Genomic DNA, 14,935 nt, shown 5'->3' on the forward strand with positions numbered 1-14,935 from the left:
GCTCCTCAACGCGGAATGAGCAGGGCGGCGTTGGCTTCGTCGGCGCAGGCACGCAGCGCCTTCTTCGGACTGCTGCGCCCCAGGAGCACGGCGACGATCGCCTGCCCCAGCGCCTGCGAGACCTCCGGGTACGCCGGGTGGACCGGACGCACCCGCGCCGTCTCCAACGCCGTGGTGAACACGTTCAGGCCCTCGGTGCGGGCGACCTTGTCCTGCCAGGCGGGCAGGGCCTCGGTGCGGCGGCTGAGCGGGAGGCTGCCGGCCTCGATGTCCCAGCGCACGTCCTGCTCGGGCCGGGCCAGCCAGGTCAGGAAGGTCCGGGCGGCCTTCGACCGGGCCTCGCCGTTGTCGAACACCGTCCAGGTGTCCGGTCCCGAGATGGTGACCGGGCGTCCGCTGAAGGAGGGCAGCGGAGCGACGTGGTAGTCGATGCCGGCGGTCTCGATGTCGGGCAGCTGCCACGGCCCGGTGACCACCATGCCCATCCGGCCGGACTGGAAGACCTGGTACATCTGCTCGCTGCCGGGCTTGGGATCGACGTACACGCTCTTGTCGCGGGCCAGGTCGGCCACCACCTCCAGCGCCCGCGCGCCGGTGTCGGCGAAGCCGATGCCCTTGCCGCCGCCGTCGACGACGTCGCCGCCCAGGTCCCAGATCAGCGGCCACAGCCGCCACACGGTGTCCTCGTCGCCCGTGCCCGGCCAGCCGGTGCCGAACCGGCCCCGGCCCGACTCGGTGAGCGTGCGGGCCGAGGAGACGAAGTCCTGCCAGGTCCAGCCGGCCTTCGGCAGGTCCAGCCCGGCCTCGCGGAACAGCTTCCTGTTGCAGACCACGGCGAGCGAGTCGAGCACCGCGGGGGCGGCCCTGACCCTGCCGTTGAGCGTGACGGCGTCCCTGGAGGCCGCCCAGTAGTTCTTCCACGGCACGGGCCCCGACCCCACCATGTCGGTCAGGTCCACCACCTGCGGGCTGCGGGCCACCCGGGCCAGGTCCGACCCGAAGATGTAGGCGATGTCGGGGTAGGAACCGGCGGCGAGGGCGGCCGTCACCTTCTGCAGCATCACGTCGGACAGCACACCGCCGCCCAGCTTCACCCTGATCTTCGGGTGGGCCCGCTCGAAGTCGGCGACGAGCCCTTCCAGGACCTTCTTCGCGGTGTCCGCCTGGCCGTGCCACATCTCGACGGTGACCGTGCCGTCGGCCGCGACGCCGTCGTCCGCACCGGCCCCGCAGCCGGTCACCGCGGTGCCCGCGGCCGCCGCGAGCGCGGCACCCCCGCCGGCCCGCAGCACACCCCGGCGCGAGGGGCGCGCGGCACGTCGGACCGCATCCATCTGTACCTCCAAGGACTTCACTGGCCGTCGGGGGATGTCAGCAGGTCTCACGGACGTAGCCGCTGCTGCCCTTCGGCGACACGTCCAGGTCGCGCCGGACGATGCTCAGCTCGTCGCCGAAGCCCGCGCACGCCTTCGACAGGCCCTTGGCGGTGTACTCGATGACGATCACCCGGTCGCCGAACGCGTCCGTGTAGTCGCCGCACTCGTCCCACTCGCCGCACTCCTCGGCGACCGCGAAGTCCAGCCCGTTCGCCTTGCGGTTCGGGGCCAGCTCGACGGTGTTCTTCTGCCCGATGGCCAGCCCGTCGGCGTGAGCGCGCTCCGCCAGCAGCTTGATCAGGCCCTGCGCGTCGGCGGCGTCCAGCAGGTCGCCCGCGCGGGTGTAACTGTCGTAGTTGTCCGGCTCGACGGCCTGGAAGCCCTTGTCCGCGCAGCCGTCGATCCAGGTGCCGACCTGCTCGGCGATGCGCTCGCGCTTGCCGGCGGTGCGGATGTCGAGGAACGCCTCGCCCCAGTCGGTGTCGTAGACGACGTCGCCGTTCGCGTCGCGCAGCAGCAGGTCGTCGTCCCAGTCGCCCTCGGCGCCGGGCTGGGCCTGGAAGGCGTTGACGTAGCAGATGTTGTACAGGCCCGGCGCGGGGGAGGCCGTGTGGTCGCGGCTGACCACCTCGACACCGGCCGGCGGGGTGTAGGCGCCGCCGATCTGGTAGTCGAAGCCCGCGTGGGCGGGTGGCGGGGTGTAGGTGGCCGCCTCGGCCGGGGTGCTGCCCGGGACGAGCGCCGCGGCGGTGACGAGGACGGCGGTGGCACCTATGCCGGCCAGTACCGGCTTCCTGGGGGTGTGCACCTGTGTACGGCTCATGGTTCGAGCTCCGGAGGATGGTGGGCACGTCCCCGCCTCGGACGCGCGTGGCCGTCCTGGCGACTCAGTCCGGGCTCCTGGCGCGAAGCCAGCTACCGGCTGGGCGTACCTCTGCCGCCGATCACACGGCATCGGCGTTGATCGGGAGTAAATCGACCGGATATAGGCCCTGTCAAGGGTTCGAAACGAGAGAGGCGATGCATGAAGATGATTGAAAGGGGCTCCAAGAGTGCAGAAACAATCATCAGGCGTCGGTTCCCCGGTACCCGGGAACGATGGATGCGGGCCGGGCGGGAGCCGTGATCACGGCGCCGCCGCGGGGCTGGTAGCGTCGCGTGGTCGCGGCGGGCGGCGCGAGAGAGGTGTCGGTGCGTGGGAGAGCGGCAGGACCGTGACTGGGTGGCGATGACGCCGGGCGACTTCGACCGGGACGCCCCACTGGTCCTCAACGTGGGCACCGGCCCCGCCACCGTCCCAGCCGAGCCCGACGAGTACGGCACCGCCCCCCTGTTCGGCGAGACGGCACCGGCACCCGGCACCCGGCCGCGCAGCCGGCGGGGACGGCCCGCGCCCGGTCAGGAGCCGCTGTTCTGACCGTCCCCGCCGGGGATCACGCGGCGGGCACCTCGTCCACGAACCCGGTACCGGCGGCGCGGTACCCGGCGACCTTGGCCGCGACCTCGGCCGGGGTGAGCACCTGGTCCTTGACGTGCAGGACGTAGTCGACCTGCTGGTCGTAGGAGCGCGGCGTCGTCGACGTCTGGCCGTTCAGGTCGATCAGCCACTGGTTGAAGTTGATCGACATCGGCCGCTCCGGCAGGTACTGCGCGTCATGCGTGCCGAACGGCTGCCCGTCCACGTAATAGGTGATGGCGCCGGCGTCGATCGTCACCACCAGGTCGTGCCAGCCGGCGTAACTGCTGCGCTGCTCGGAGTGCTGGTTGACGGCCTGCCAGGGATCGGGGTTGTAGGTCTCCCAGGACGTCGTGTAGAGGATGTTCGACGGTTCGCCCCACCCTCCGTTCGGCAGGTACTCGAAGTCGTACTCGGCGTAGTCGTCGGCCATCGGCGCCTTGAGGTCGTTGATGGTGAAGAAGGTCTGCACCAGATGGTCCCCGTCCGGCCCGGACTTCGGGGTGTCGGCGAACTTGACCCGCGCCGCGTACGTGCCGTCCTTGAACTTCACCGACTTGGTCAGGACCTCGGTCTGCGTGGTGGACGCGCCGGTGCCGGCCGTGGACGTCTCCAGGTTCATCACCGAGTTGCCGCCGGCGGAGACGAAGGTGACCTTCGACGGGTCCCACGTGGCTCCGGGGACGCCGGGCCCGCCGGAGTTGGAGCGCACGCTCCAGCCGTGGGCCGCGATCGCGGGATCCGTGTGCGAGCTGTAGTCGAAGTCGTCGAACAGGGTCTGACCGCCGCCGGGCGGATCGGTCGGGTCGGTCGGGTCCGTGGGGTCGTTGCCCTCGGGAGCCGTGCCCCAGACGGTGGCGCCGGCCAGTTGGGCGGTGACCTTGTCCCAGGTCGCGTACGAGGTCTGGCCGCCGCCGAAGGAGTAGTCGTCGCTCTGCCGCAGCGGCTGCCAGTTGCTCTGGTAGAAGCGCAGCTGCAGGTCGCCGGTGTCCGCGCCGGGCGCCAGGGTGCCCGCCGCCGAGGTGAAGCCGATCTCCAGGTACCGATCGGCCGTCGCCGTCGGGTTGGCCAGGGTGCCGAACGTGCCGGTGACCGCGGCGCAGCCGCGCACCGCCCAGGAGCACGCGAAGCGGTAGGAGGCGTTCGGGGAGTCGGCCTTGAAGTAGTAGCGGATCTTCACCTGGCTCAGCTGCACGGTGGAGGAGCCGGTGTTGCGGACCTTGAACCAGGGTTCCGTCTGGTCCGCGGTGGCCCCGCTCGCGCTGGTGCGGTACTGGACGGTGAGACCGTCGGCGGCGGGAGCGGCCTGGGCGGGGAGGGCGGTCAGGGCACCGCCGCCCAGCAGAACGGACAGGGCGAGCGCCAGGCGGGCGCGGTCGGCGGTGGGTCGGTTTCTCATGCGGGATCCTTTCGGTACGACTCCCGCCCGAGCGGGAGCCTCGACGGGTGGTGCGGGGTGTGGGGGAACGACACGGGGGGACCGGGCGGCGGTGCGGCGTGCGGGACGTCCAGGGCGTCCAGCCGGGCCCGGTGTCCGGCCAGCCGGGCCGTGAAGTCCCGCCAGCCCGACGTGCCGTCCCAGACCCGTTCGGCGAGCGCGCACAGCCGCGGGAAGGTGAGGTACTCGATGTGCTCCGGGGTGCGCACGAACTCCGTCCACAACTGGCCCTGGGCGCCCAGTACCCGGGACGCCGCCTGCGGAGTCGGCGGCGCGAGGTCCACCTCGTGGACGGCGCGCAGGTCGACCACCACCCCGGGCTGCGCGGGCGGTTCCCCGGGACCGGCGCCGCGCGGGTAGTCGAAGTAGGTCGCGCGGTGGTCGGCGTGCACGACCTGGTGCCCGCGCAGTGCCGCCGCCCGGGCGTGCGCCGGATCGCGCCAGCTCATCACCGTGCAGTCGAGGGGGAGGGCGACGCCGCTCTCGGCCCAGACGACCGGCCTGCGGCCCGCGCGCACCAGGTGCTCGGCCAGCCGGGCGATGAACCAGGGATGCAGCGCGCGGGGCCCCGCCAGCCCCTCACGGGCGGCACGGGCCCGCGCCGCCGGGCTCAGCTCCCACTCCGTGGTGGGGACCTCGTCCCCGCCGATGTGCACGTACGGCGAGGGGAAGACGTCCATCACCTCGTCCAGGACGGTGCGGAAGAAGTCCAGGACGTTCTCCCCGGTGCCCAGGACGTTCTCGCACACGCCCCAGTGCGTCCACACGTCCAGTCGGCGGGCGGGGTCGGTGCCCAGCTCGGGGTACGCGGCCAGGGCGGCGCGGACGTGCCCCGGTACACCGGTCTCCGGCAGTACGCTCACGCCGCGCTCCGCCGCGTACGCGACCAGGGCGCGCAGTTCCGCACGGGTGTAGGAACCGCCGTGCGGCACGCCGTCGAACCGGTCGCTGCCCGCGGGGCCCACCATCGACTCCGCGCGCCGGCCGCCGACCTCGGTCAGCCGGGGGTGGGCCGCCACCGGCATCCGCCAGCCCTGGTCGTCGGTGAGGTGGAGGTGGAAGACGTTCAGCTTGTGCAGCGCCAGCAGGTCGACGTAGCGCCGCAGATAGGACACCGGCTGGAAGTGCCGGGCCACGTCGAGCATGGAGCCGCGCCAGGCATGGCGGGGTACGTCGGTGATCTCCACGGCCGGCAGCTCCCACGGCACCCCGCGCACCGGCCGCCCGGACAGGGCCTCGTAGGGCAGGAGTTGCCGCACCGTCTGCACTCCGCGCAGCAGTCCGGCCGGGCGGGCGGCCCGCAGCAGGACGCCCTGGGGGCTCACGGTCAGGCCGTATCCCTCGTCGCCGAGGCCGGTCAGGGCGGGGTCGAGGGCGAGGACGAAGGCCCCGTCGGCGGCGGAGTCCAGGGGCAGTCCGGTGGCCGGGGCGAGGAGGGTGCGCAGCAGGACCGCGGCGGGACCGGCCCCGGGGGTGACCCGCAGCCGGGTCGTGCGGTCGAGCCGGAAGCGGCCGGAACGGGCGGAGAGGCGGCGGGGGCGGGGGACTAGGGCCAGTTCGGGGCGTGGCAGGTCCACGGGGCGGCTCCGGTGGTCGGCGGTGCGCGACGGCGACGTCGAGGGGGAGGAGGAAGAGAGTGCGAAGGAGCGGGGGTAGGAGGGGCGGGGCGGGCGTTCCCGGTCAGCCCTTGACGCCTCCCGAGGCCAGCCCGGCCGTCACGTGCCGTTGCAGGGCGAGGAAGATGACCAGCGCGGGGAGTGCGAAGAGCGTGGCGGCCGCCATGGTGGCCCCCCAGTCGGTGCCGAAGGTCGACTGGAACGAGGAGAGCCACACCGGGAGCGTGCGGCTGTCCTGCTGCTTGATGATGAGGAAGTTGGCGTAGGTGAACTCGTTCCAGGCGGTGATGAAGCCGAACAGCGAGGTGGCCATGAGCCCGGGGGCCAGCAGCGGGAACGCCACCCTGCGGAACGCCCCGGCCCGGGTGCAGCCGTCGACCTGGGCCGCCTCCTCCAGCTCCGGCGGGATGCCCGCGATGAAGCCGCGCAGCACGACCACCGTGAACGGCAGCGTGATCATGAAGTAGATCAGGGTCAGCGTCGGGAGCCGGTCGAGCATCCCGGTGTCGCGGGAGATGATGTAGATCGGGATGATCAGTGACTCCCAGGGCGCCATCTGCGCGACGAACACCGCCAGCATGAACTGCCGGCGCCCGCGCCAGCGCATGCGGGCCACGGCGTAGGCGGCGCCCAGGGCGACCAGCAGGGCGAGCAGGACGGCACTCAGGGTGACCAGGAGGCTGTTGCGCCAGAACAGCGCGAAGCCGTCGGCGCCGACCGCCTTCCGGAAGTGCTCCAACGTCCAGGCGCCGGGCACCAGCCGGGGATCGTAGGACTGGATGTCCGTCGACGGCTTGAACGCGGTCGTGACCATCCAGTACACCGGGAACAGGCAGACCACCACGGTGAGCGCGGCGGCGGCGTTCAGCGGGAGGCGGCGCAGCGCGCGGCGCACCGGGGGACGGGGACGCGGGGTGCTCACGGCTGCTCGCCCTCCTGACGGAACAGTTGGCGGAAGTAGAGGACCAGGACGCCGCTCATCAGCAGGACCGTGAGCATCGAGGCGGCGGATCCCAGGTCGTAGCGCTGCCCGGCCAGCGCGGTCTGCACGGCGTACACCGGCAGGATGGTGGTGGCCTCGCCCGGTCCGCCGCGGGTCATCACCCAGATCTGCACGAACGCCTTGAACGTCCAGATCACCTCGAGGGACAGCACCAGCATGAAGATCGGCCGGATCAGCGGGAAGGTGACCGACCGGAAGACGCGGGCGGCTCCCGCGCCGTCCATGCGGGCCGACTCGTACAGTTCGGCCGGCACCGTGACCAGCGCCGAGTAGAGCGTGATCGCGGCGAACGGCACGGACTGCCAGACGATCAGCACCACCACGATGCCGAACGCGGCCCCGCCGTGCGCGAACCAGGGATAGCCCTCGTACGACTCGAACCCGAGGCCGGTGAGGGTCTCGTTGACGATGCCGAACTCGGAGTGGAACAGCCACTGGAAGACGGTGGTGGCCGCGACCACCGGCACCGCCCAGACCAGGACCAGGGAGCTGAGCACCACGGTCCTGGCCGCCCGGCCCAGCCGCTCGGTCATCAGCGCGACCAGGGTGGACAGCACCATGATCGCGACGACGCCGACCGCCATGAACACGAAGGTCCGGCGCACCACCTCCCAGAACTCCGGGTCGCCGAGCAGGGTCCGGTAGTTGCGCAGGCCGACGAAGTCGGCGTCCCCCAGGATGAGCTGACGCAGCCGGAAGTCCTGGAAGGAGATGAGCACGGCGCGGGCCAGCGGATAGAGCAGCAGGTACAGCATGCCCAGCACGGCGGGCGCGATCAGCAGGTACGGCCAGAGGGTGCCCCGGCCCGCCGCGCCGGGCGGCACGCTCCGCTCACGGACGGTCGACACGTCGCCTCCTGGTCTCGTGGTCGTGGGGCCGGGGACGGCGGGGGGTCAGGAGTCGCCGCCCAGCGTCTCGGTGATGGTCCGGGAGGCCTCGGCCGCAGCGGACCCGGCGTCCTCGCCGGTGAGCACGGCCGTCATGTACTCCTTGATCGGGTTCTTGGCCTCGACCGCCGCCCACTGGGGCGTGTTGGGCGTGGCGTGTCCGTTCACGGCGCCGGCCGCCATGGCCGCGGTGCCCGGGTCGTCGGCGACCGCGCCCGCCAGGGTGGTCTTGTTCGGTACGTAGCTCATGGCGACGGCGAGCTTCTTCTGCCAGGCGTCACCGGTCAGTTCGCGGATGAGGGTGAACGCCTCCTCCTGGTGCGCGGCGACGGCCGGGACGACCAGGTCGGAGCCGCCGGTGAAGACGGCGCCCGGCCCGTCGGCGGACTTGCCGGGTACCGGGAAGAAGCCGAGCTTTCCCTTGAGTTCCGGGTTCTTCTCCTCGATGACCTTGGCTCCGCCCGGCACGGCGATGATCTGGGCGACCTGCCCCTTCGCCATCACCTCCGCCTGCGGCGGCTGGGCCTCGTCCGAGTCCTTGGGGCCCTTGCCCAGGGCCTGGAGGCGCCGGTAGAAGTCCATGGCCCGCAGCGCCCCGGGGCTGTCGAGACCGCCCTTCCAGCCGCCGCCGGACTGCACGGCCAGGTCGCCGCCCTCGTCCCAGACGAAACCGGACAGCACATACCAGTTCTGCCCCGGCAGGTAGATGCCCTGGGTCCCGCCCGTGTTCAGCTTGCGGGTGGCGGCGATCCACTGGCCCCTGGTCCTGATCCGCGAGGGATCGATCCCGGCCTTCTCGAACAGGTCGGTGCGGTGGATGACCACCCGGTTGGCCGCGTAGTAGGGAATGCCGTACTGCCTGCCGTCGTACGACCCGGGCTCCGCGAGCCCCTCCAGCCAGTCGCCGCCGCCCAGTTCGGCGACGCGGCCCGAGAAGTCGGTGAGGCCGCCGCTCTGGGCGTACTGGGCGACCTGGGTGTTGCCGACCTCGATGACGTCCGGGGCGTCGTTGCTGGCCAGGGCGGCGGTCACCTTCTCGCCTATGCCCTCCCACTCCTGGATCTGGATCTTCACGTCGATCTCGGGGTGGGCCTTCTCGAAGCCCGTCTCGAACTCCTTCTGGAACTGGGCCGAGACGCTGTCACGCATGAGCCAGACGTCGAGGGCGGTCCTGCCGGCCCCGGCGCCGTCGGCGGAACCGCCGGACGAGGAGCAGGCGGCGAGCCCGGCGCCGAGCACCAGCGTGGAGAGCAGGGCGAGCGAACGGTACTTCACGGTTCACCTCTGGGAGAGCTGGAAGGGACGACGCACCCGCACTTGACCAGTAAGGGGCGCAGGACTTACCAGTCGGCGTTGGTCGAAGGTGGCATGGACCAATGAGGGCGTCAACCCCTCACGTATGTATGGGATTCAGGCCTGTCGTTCGCGGAGAGTGGCTGGTTCGCGCCCCAGGTGGACAGGTAAGCTCGGTTGACCAGCAGACCAGTCACGGGAGTACTGCATGGAGATCGACGCCGCCGCTTCCGGTGCGGTGCTCAAGCGGGAGCGCGTCCGCGACGCCGTCCTGGAACTCATCGAGGACCGGCGCCCCGGGGACGCGATCCCCTCGGAGCGCACCCTGTGCGCCGAACTCGGCGTGTCCCGCCCGACGTTGCGGGCGGCGATCGACGAACTCGTGGTCGCCGGACTGCTGGTGCGCGAGCACGGCCGGGGCATGTTCGTGGCCGCCGAGAAGATCACCCAGGAACTGGTCTCCGACCGCCGGGCCTTCAGCCTCCCGCAGGCGGCCGGCGCCTGGACCAGCAGGCTCCTGGAGGTCCGCACCCTGCCCGCGGGCGCCCGGGTGGGGCGCAAGCTGCGCATGTCGCCGGCGGCGCAGATCCACTACGTGGCACGTCTTCGACTGGTCGACGGCTCGCCCATGGCCATCGAGTACCTGCACGTACCGGCCGACCTCGTCTCGGACCTGACCAGTGAGGAACTGGAGCAGGGCGATCTGTACGAGCACCTGGGCGAGCGGCACGACGTCCGGGTCAGCGAGGCCGTGCAGTCCATCGAACCCACCGTGGTCACCCGCGCGGAGGCCGACCTGCTCGACGTGCCCGAACTCTCCCCGGCGCTGCTCTTCGAGCGCCTGACCACCGACACCCGGGGCCGCCCCGTGGAGTACGTGCACTCCCTCTACCGGGGCGACCGCTACCGGATCGTCTCCCGGCTCACCCTGGGCCCCCGCGACCAGGCGCCACCCCCGGGCGAGGGTCACCACCCGGGCATCCCGCCCGGGGACTTCGCCACCAAGGATCCCGTCACGCTCTCCACGCGCGGAGTCGTGCAGGGCGGCATGTAGCGGCACCTCAGGTGCGCGGAACTGCGTGAGACTGCGCGGAAGTGCTCGGAACGGCTTTGTATCGAGCACGCATTGACATGTCACGGCTGACGTCGCAGAGTCATGCCCCGAAAGTGTTCGACAGCCCGACGTTGCCCGACCGCGCCCCGACCGTGATGCGAACCGCCACGAGGAGTGTTGCCGTCATGCCCGAAACGCCCGCTGTCTCACGCCGACTGCTCCTGGGTTCCGCCGCCGCCACCGGCGCCCTCGCGACCGGCATCGGGTCCGCCGCCCCCGTCGCGGCGACCGAGCAGGCGCCCCGCCGCAGGCCCGGCCAGAAGTCGATGATCGGCGTGCCCTTCGCCGCCCACCCAACCGTCCGCGTCGCGGTCATCGGCCTCGGCAACCGGGGCGGCGGCATGATCACCGGCTGGGCGGCCGTGCCCGGCTGCACCGTGACCGCCGTCTGCGACATCCGCGCGGACCGGGCCGAGCGCGCCGCCGACCGACTGGAGAGCAAGGGCAACCCGCGCCCCGCCGAGTACGGCGGCTCGGCCGACTCCTACGCCCGGATGCTCCGCCGCGACGACATCGACCTCGTGTACATCGCCACGCCCTGGGAGTTCCACTACGAGCACGGCCGGGCCGCGCTGCTCAGCGGCCGGCACGCCGTCGTGGAACTGCCCGTCGCGACGGAGCTGCGCCAGCTGTGGGACCTCGTCGACACCTCCGAGCGCACCCGCAGGCACCTGCTCCTGTCCGAGAACTGCAACTACGGGCGCAACGAACTGGCCATGCTGAAGGCGGCGCACGACGGCCTGTTCGGGGACCTCACCAACGGCCACGGCGGCTACCTGCACGACCTGCGCGAACTCCTCTTCTCGGACACCTACTACACCGACTCCTGGCGGCGGTTGTGGCACACCCGCAGCACCGCCTCCTTCTACCCGATGCACGGTCTCGCCCCGATCGCGGCGGCCATGGACGTCAACCGCGGCGACCGCATGACCACCCTGCGCGCCACCACGACGGCCCCGAAGGGGCTGGCCGACTACCGGGCCCGCTTCGTCCCCCGGGACCACCCGTCCTGGAAGGAGACCTACATCAACGGTGACCTGGTCACCTGCATGATCGAGACGGCGAAGGGCAGGACCGTCCGGGCGGAGCACGACGTGAGTTCGCCCCGGCCCTACAGCCGGATCAACACCCTCGCCGGCAGCCGCGGCATCGTCGAGGACTACGCCGGACCCGCCCCGACCGGCGCCCGCATCTACGTCGAACCCGACCACGGCGGCCACACCTGGCGCGACTTCGAGACCTACCGCAAGGAGTACGACCACTGGCTGTGGCAGAAGGTGGGCGACGACGCCGCGAACAACGGCGGCCACGGCGGCATGGACTACGTCCTGCAGTGGCGCACCGTCCAGCTGATGCGCGCGGGGCTGGTACCGGACATCGACGTGTACGACTCGGCCGCCTGGTGCTCGCCCGTCCCGCTCAGCGTCACGTCGCTGGCCCGGGGCGGCCGCCCGGTCGAGATACCCGACTTCACCCGGGGTGCCTGGCGTGAGCGCAGGCCGGGCCTGGACTCGGCGCCCACCGACATGCCGCCGGCCGGCTGAGCACGGCCGTCCGGGCCCCGGCACCCCCTACCGCATCAGGACCTCCCGCGGGCCCATGACGACCACCGGCTCCTTGTCCGGGTCCAGGGCGGTCAGCAGCGCGCGCATGTGCTCCTCGCTCAGGGACACGCAGGCGTTGGTCGGCCCGTCGTGGTCCACGTGGATCCAGACCCCGCCCCCCTTGTCCTCGCCCAGGGGGCGGGCCTTGTCCAGCGGGGTGGTGCCGGGCACCCGGTTGTAGTCGATGGCGACCACGTAGTCGAACGACCCCTCCAGGGGCTCGCCCAGGTACCCGGTACCCGACACGGAGAACTCCGGGTCCTCGTCGTAGGGGAGCAGGGTGCCCGGGTCGGGCAGTCTGCCGCCGGCGTCACTGAGGCCGAAGACGCCGATGGGCGTGTGCAGGTCGCCCGCCTCGTGGTCGTCGGTCCAGCCGCGCAGGCCGTTGTGCGCGGGCCAGGGACCGGCGACCGCGCGCCAGCCCTCGGCCGGGTACTGCTCGTAGAGCACCACCTGTGCCTGAGAGGAGCTCTCGGTCTCGCCGGTGACCACCAGGGCCTGCCGGGTGCCGTCCGGGAGGCGGTCCCGCATGACCGGCCCGACTCCGGGCAGCGGGCGGGGGAAGGAGCGCGGGGGAGCCGGGCGCGGGGCCGCGGAACTCCCGGGTGCGTGCGCGTCCTGGGAAGAGGCGCCCGCGTGCTCCCGGGCGCAGCCGGTGGCCAGCACGCCGGTGCACATGACAGCGCCGATCACCAGGGCCAGCGCTTTCCTGACGGTCATATCGATCTCCGACTCCGTGGGTGGACTCTTCATAGCTAGACCACTTCCGGAACCGGGTTGTGCGGCCGCCTCGCGGTCTCCCCCGGATGGCGCAGCGGGGACCCGCACGGCGGTGGCCGAGGACTCGGGTCGGCAACAAGGTTCCCGCTCACACCCCTTACTCACTGGTGAGGCTCGGACATGCCGTGTAGCGTCAGCAGCAGATGTCGTGGTTCGCCCAGACCGCCCGCCCAGGAGTGCGGGCGGTTTGCTGTGCAATGCCGGAGGACCAGGACGACCACCTCCGGGTTCGCGCGGTGCGAATCCGATAACGGCTGAAAGGCAAAAGGCATGGCCAGCGGAACTGTCAAGTGGTTCAACTCTGAAAAGGGCTTCGGCTTCATCGCGCAGGACGGCGGCGGCCCCGACGTCTTCGCGCACTACTCCAACATCAACGCTCAGGGCTACCGCGAGCTGCAGGAAGGCCAGGCCGTGACCTTCGACATCACCCAGGGCCAGAAGGGCCCGCAGGCGGAGAACATCACCCCCGCCTGATCGGGAGATCGCCGCGCAGGGCGGGGCTGCGGGGAACGCCAGTTTCCCGGGGCCCCGCCCTGTGGCATGTCGTCCCGCGGGACGAAGGCCAGGCCCTCAGGGGACGCGGCGGAAGAAGTCGAGCAGGGCGGCCGTCAGCTCGGCGGGCGCGTCCTCCTGGACCAGGTGGCCCGCGTGGGCGATCGGCTCCCATCGGGAACCGGGGACGAGACCGGCCAGTTCGCGTCCCTTGGCCACGGGGATCCAGGCGTCGTCCTCGCCCCAGCAGATCAATGTGGGGACGTCGATTCCGGTGTACCGGTCCTGGATCTCGTCCGTGTACCGCTGGTCCGCCTGGGCGATCTGCCGATAGAAGGCCGGCTGCCCCGTTTCGCCCAGCCAGGGCTCGACCAGCCGGTCCAGGACCGCCGGGTGCAGCCCCGGACCGCCGGTGGAACCGACGTACTCGCGCACCAGCGCCCGGTGCAGCGCTTCGGGCAGCTGCTCGAAGACCTCGGCGTGGTCGCGGACCAGCCGGAAGAACGGCGACCCCCAGGGCGCCAGCGCGACCGGGTCGACCAGGGCGAGCGCCCCGTACCGGGCACCGTGCAGCAGATGCGCCCGCAGGGCGACGGCACCCCCGAAGTCGTGGGCGGCCACCAGGGGCTCCTCGAGCCCCCAGTGCTCCAGCAACTCCGTGAAGACCCTGCCCTGCGCGGCCAGGGACACGTCCTGCCCGGCGCTCTTCTCCGACACCCCGTAGCCGGGCATGTCCCAGACGAACACCTGGTGGTCGCGCCCCAGCGAGCGGGCCACCGCACGCCAGACGTACGACGAGAAGGGCGTTCCGTGCAGCAGGACCAGGGGGCGCCCGTCCGGGGTGCCCAGCCGGTTCCAGCGGACGGTGCCCGAACCGCCGGTGAACGCCTCGGGCAACGGCCATGCCGACATGGTGCGGGTTCCTCTCGCTCCGGCGCGGGTCAGGACGTCACGGCTTGCGGGCGAGTCCGCCGTGCTCGCCGATCAGCCCGGGGTCCTCGGTGTCCGCGTCCGGGCGCCACCGGGTCACCGGCACCACGCCGGGCTCCACCAGCTCCAGCCCGTCGAAGAACGCCGTGATCTGGTCGACGGTGCGCAGGATGTACGGCGCGGCACCGCTCTCGTTGTAGCCGTCCTGGGCCCGGTCGAACTCCGGGTCGATGCCGCGCGAGCCGTCGTTGATCGAGAGGTAGCTCCCGGACGGCAGCGCGTCGACGAGCCGGGCGGCGACGGAACGTGCCTGGTCGTAGTCGGGGATGTGCCCCAGGATGTTGCTGAGGATCAGCGCGATGGGCCGGTCGAAGTCCAGCGTCCGGGCGGCCGCCTCGAGGACCGTGTCGGGGTCGAGCACGTCGGAGTCGATGTAAGAGGTCGCGCCCTCGGGCGTGGAGTACAGCAGCGCGCGGGCGTGGGCGAGGACCATCGGGTCGTTGTCGACGTAGACGATCCGGCTCTCGGGCGCGATGCGCTGGGCGACCTCGTGGGTGTTGTCGGCGGTCGGCAGACCGGTGCCGATGTCGAGGAACTGCCGGATGCCCGCCTCGGCGACCAGATGGGTGATGTTGCGGCGCAGGAAGGCGCGGCTGCTGCGGGCGACGGTGACGATGCCGGGGAAGACGGCGGTGTACGCGTCGCCGGCCTGCTCGTCGACCGGGTAGTTGTCCTTCCCGCCCAGCCAGTAGTTCCAGATCCGCGCCGAGTGCGGCACGGACGTGTCGATCTTCTGCTGCGCGGTGTGGCCGGGAGTCGTCGAGGGGTCGCTCATGGGTGCGGTCCGTCTTTCAGCCGAGGCGTGGGTGCTTGCCCACAACCTACGTCGCAACGGCCCCTTTCTGTACACCGGTTAACCGATGGGCCCGGACGCGACCGGGGTGCC

Annotated in this window: 14 protein-coding genes; 4 read left to right on the forward strand and 10 right to left on the reverse strand. The window is 71.7% G+C overall.

Translation table 11 applies throughout. The features are described from left to right. Nucleotides 1-5: 5 nt before the first annotated feature. A complete protein-coding gene (locus R2E43_RS36440; RefSeq protein ID WP_011027190.1) occupies nucleotides 6-1,334 on the reverse strand; it encodes an ABC transporter substrate-binding protein in 1,329 nt (442 codons plus the stop codon). Nucleotides 1,335-1,371: 37 nt separating this feature from the next. Further along, nucleotides 1,372-2,199, reverse strand: a complete 828-nt coding sequence (locus R2E43_RS36445; RefSeq protein ID WP_003978326.1) for an endo alpha-1,4 polygalactosaminidase — start codon at nucleotides 2,197-2,199, stop codon at nucleotides 1,372-1,374. 372 nt (nucleotides 2,200-2,571) lie between these two features. Between R2E43_RS36445 and R2E43_RS36450 the strand changes: the two genes are divergently transcribed. After that, the gene (locus R2E43_RS36450) at nucleotides 2,572-2,793 is read left to right on the forward strand and encodes a hypothetical protein (protein ID WP_003978327.1); all 222 of its coding nucleotides are present in this window, start codon (nucleotides 2,572-2,574) and stop codon (nucleotides 2,791-2,793) included. Nucleotides 2,794-2,809: 16 nt separating this feature from the next. Here R2E43_RS36450 and R2E43_RS36455 read toward each other — a convergent pair whose 3' ends face one another. The 5 genes from R2E43_RS36455 to R2E43_RS36475 all read right to left on the reverse strand — a co-directional run bounded on the left by R2E43_RS36455 (nucleotide 2,810) and on the right by R2E43_RS36475 (nucleotide 9,051). Then, nucleotides 2,810-4,231, reverse strand: coding sequence for a cellulose binding domain-containing protein (locus tag R2E43_RS36455; RefSeq protein ID WP_332056999.1), 1,422 nt, complete (start codon nucleotides 4,229-4,231; stop codon nucleotides 2,810-2,812). After that, a complete protein-coding gene (locus R2E43_RS36460) occupies nucleotides 4,228-5,847 on the reverse strand; it encodes a beta-N-acetylhexosaminidase (RefSeq protein WP_189284129.1) in 1,620 nt (539 codons plus the stop codon). The genes R2E43_RS36455 and R2E43_RS36460 overlap by 4 nt, the downstream gene beginning before the upstream one ends. Before the next feature lie 103 nt (nucleotides 5,848-5,950). Continuing rightward, nucleotides 5,951-6,808, reverse strand: coding sequence for a carbohydrate ABC transporter permease (locus tag R2E43_RS36465; protein ID WP_011027186.1), 858 nt, complete (start codon nucleotides 6,806-6,808; stop codon nucleotides 5,951-5,953). Next, nucleotides 6,805-7,737 (reverse strand): carbohydrate ABC transporter permease, encoded by a 933-nt coding sequence (locus R2E43_RS36470; RefSeq protein ID WP_003978331.1) that lies wholly within the window; start codon nucleotides 7,735-7,737, stop codon nucleotides 6,805-6,807. Before R2E43_RS36470 ends, R2E43_RS36465 begins: the two co-directional genes overlap by 4 nt. A gap of 45 nt (nucleotides 7,738-7,782) precedes the next feature. Beyond that, a complete protein-coding gene (locus tag R2E43_RS36475) occupies nucleotides 7,783-9,051 on the reverse strand; it encodes an extracellular solute-binding protein (protein ID WP_332057000.1) in 1,269 nt (422 codons plus the stop codon). A gap of 226 nt (nucleotides 9,052-9,277) precedes the next feature. Between R2E43_RS36475 and R2E43_RS36480 the strand changes: the two genes are divergently transcribed. After that, the gene (locus R2E43_RS36480) at nucleotides 9,278-10,123 is read left to right on the forward strand and encodes a GntR family transcriptional regulator (RefSeq protein WP_332057001.1); all 846 of its coding nucleotides are present in this window, start codon (nucleotides 9,278-9,280) and stop codon (nucleotides 10,121-10,123) included. Nucleotides 10,124-10,308: 185 nt separating this feature from the next. Continuing rightward, nucleotides 10,309-11,727, forward strand: coding sequence for a Gfo/Idh/MocA family protein (locus R2E43_RS36485; RefSeq protein WP_319126656.1), 1,419 nt, complete (start codon nucleotides 10,309-10,311; stop codon nucleotides 11,725-11,727). A 27-nt stretch (nucleotides 11,728-11,754) separates the two neighbouring features. Here R2E43_RS36485 and R2E43_RS36490 read toward each other — a convergent pair whose 3' ends face one another. Then, nucleotides 11,755-12,507 (reverse strand): lipoprotein, encoded by a 753-nt coding sequence (locus tag R2E43_RS36490; protein ID WP_003978335.1) that lies wholly within the window; start codon nucleotides 12,505-12,507, stop codon nucleotides 11,755-11,757. A gap of 330 nt (nucleotides 12,508-12,837) precedes the next feature. Between R2E43_RS36490 and R2E43_RS36495 the strand changes: the two genes are divergently transcribed. Beyond that, a complete protein-coding gene (locus tag R2E43_RS36495; protein WP_003978336.1) occupies nucleotides 12,838-13,041 on the forward strand; it encodes a cold-shock protein in 204 nt (67 codons plus the stop codon). Nucleotides 13,042-13,137: 96 nt separating this feature from the next. Here the strand turns inward: R2E43_RS36495 and R2E43_RS36500 are convergent, their stop codons facing one another. Next, the gene (locus R2E43_RS36500) at nucleotides 13,138-13,971 is read right to left on the reverse strand and encodes an alpha/beta fold hydrolase (protein WP_191848921.1); all 834 of its coding nucleotides are present in this window, start codon (nucleotides 13,969-13,971) and stop codon (nucleotides 13,138-13,140) included. A gap of 37 nt (nucleotides 13,972-14,008) precedes the next feature. After that, on the reverse strand, nucleotides 14,009-14,824 hold the full coding sequence (locus R2E43_RS36505) for an SAM-dependent methyltransferase (protein ID WP_003978338.1): 816 nt from the start codon (nucleotides 14,822-14,824) through the stop codon (nucleotides 14,009-14,011). Between the last annotated feature and the right edge of the window lie 111 nt (nucleotides 14,825-14,935).

Source organism: Streptomyces violaceoruber, assembly GCF_033406955.1.
GTDB lineage: Bacteria > Actinomycetota > Actinomycetes > Streptomycetales > Streptomycetaceae > Streptomyces > Streptomyces violaceoruber.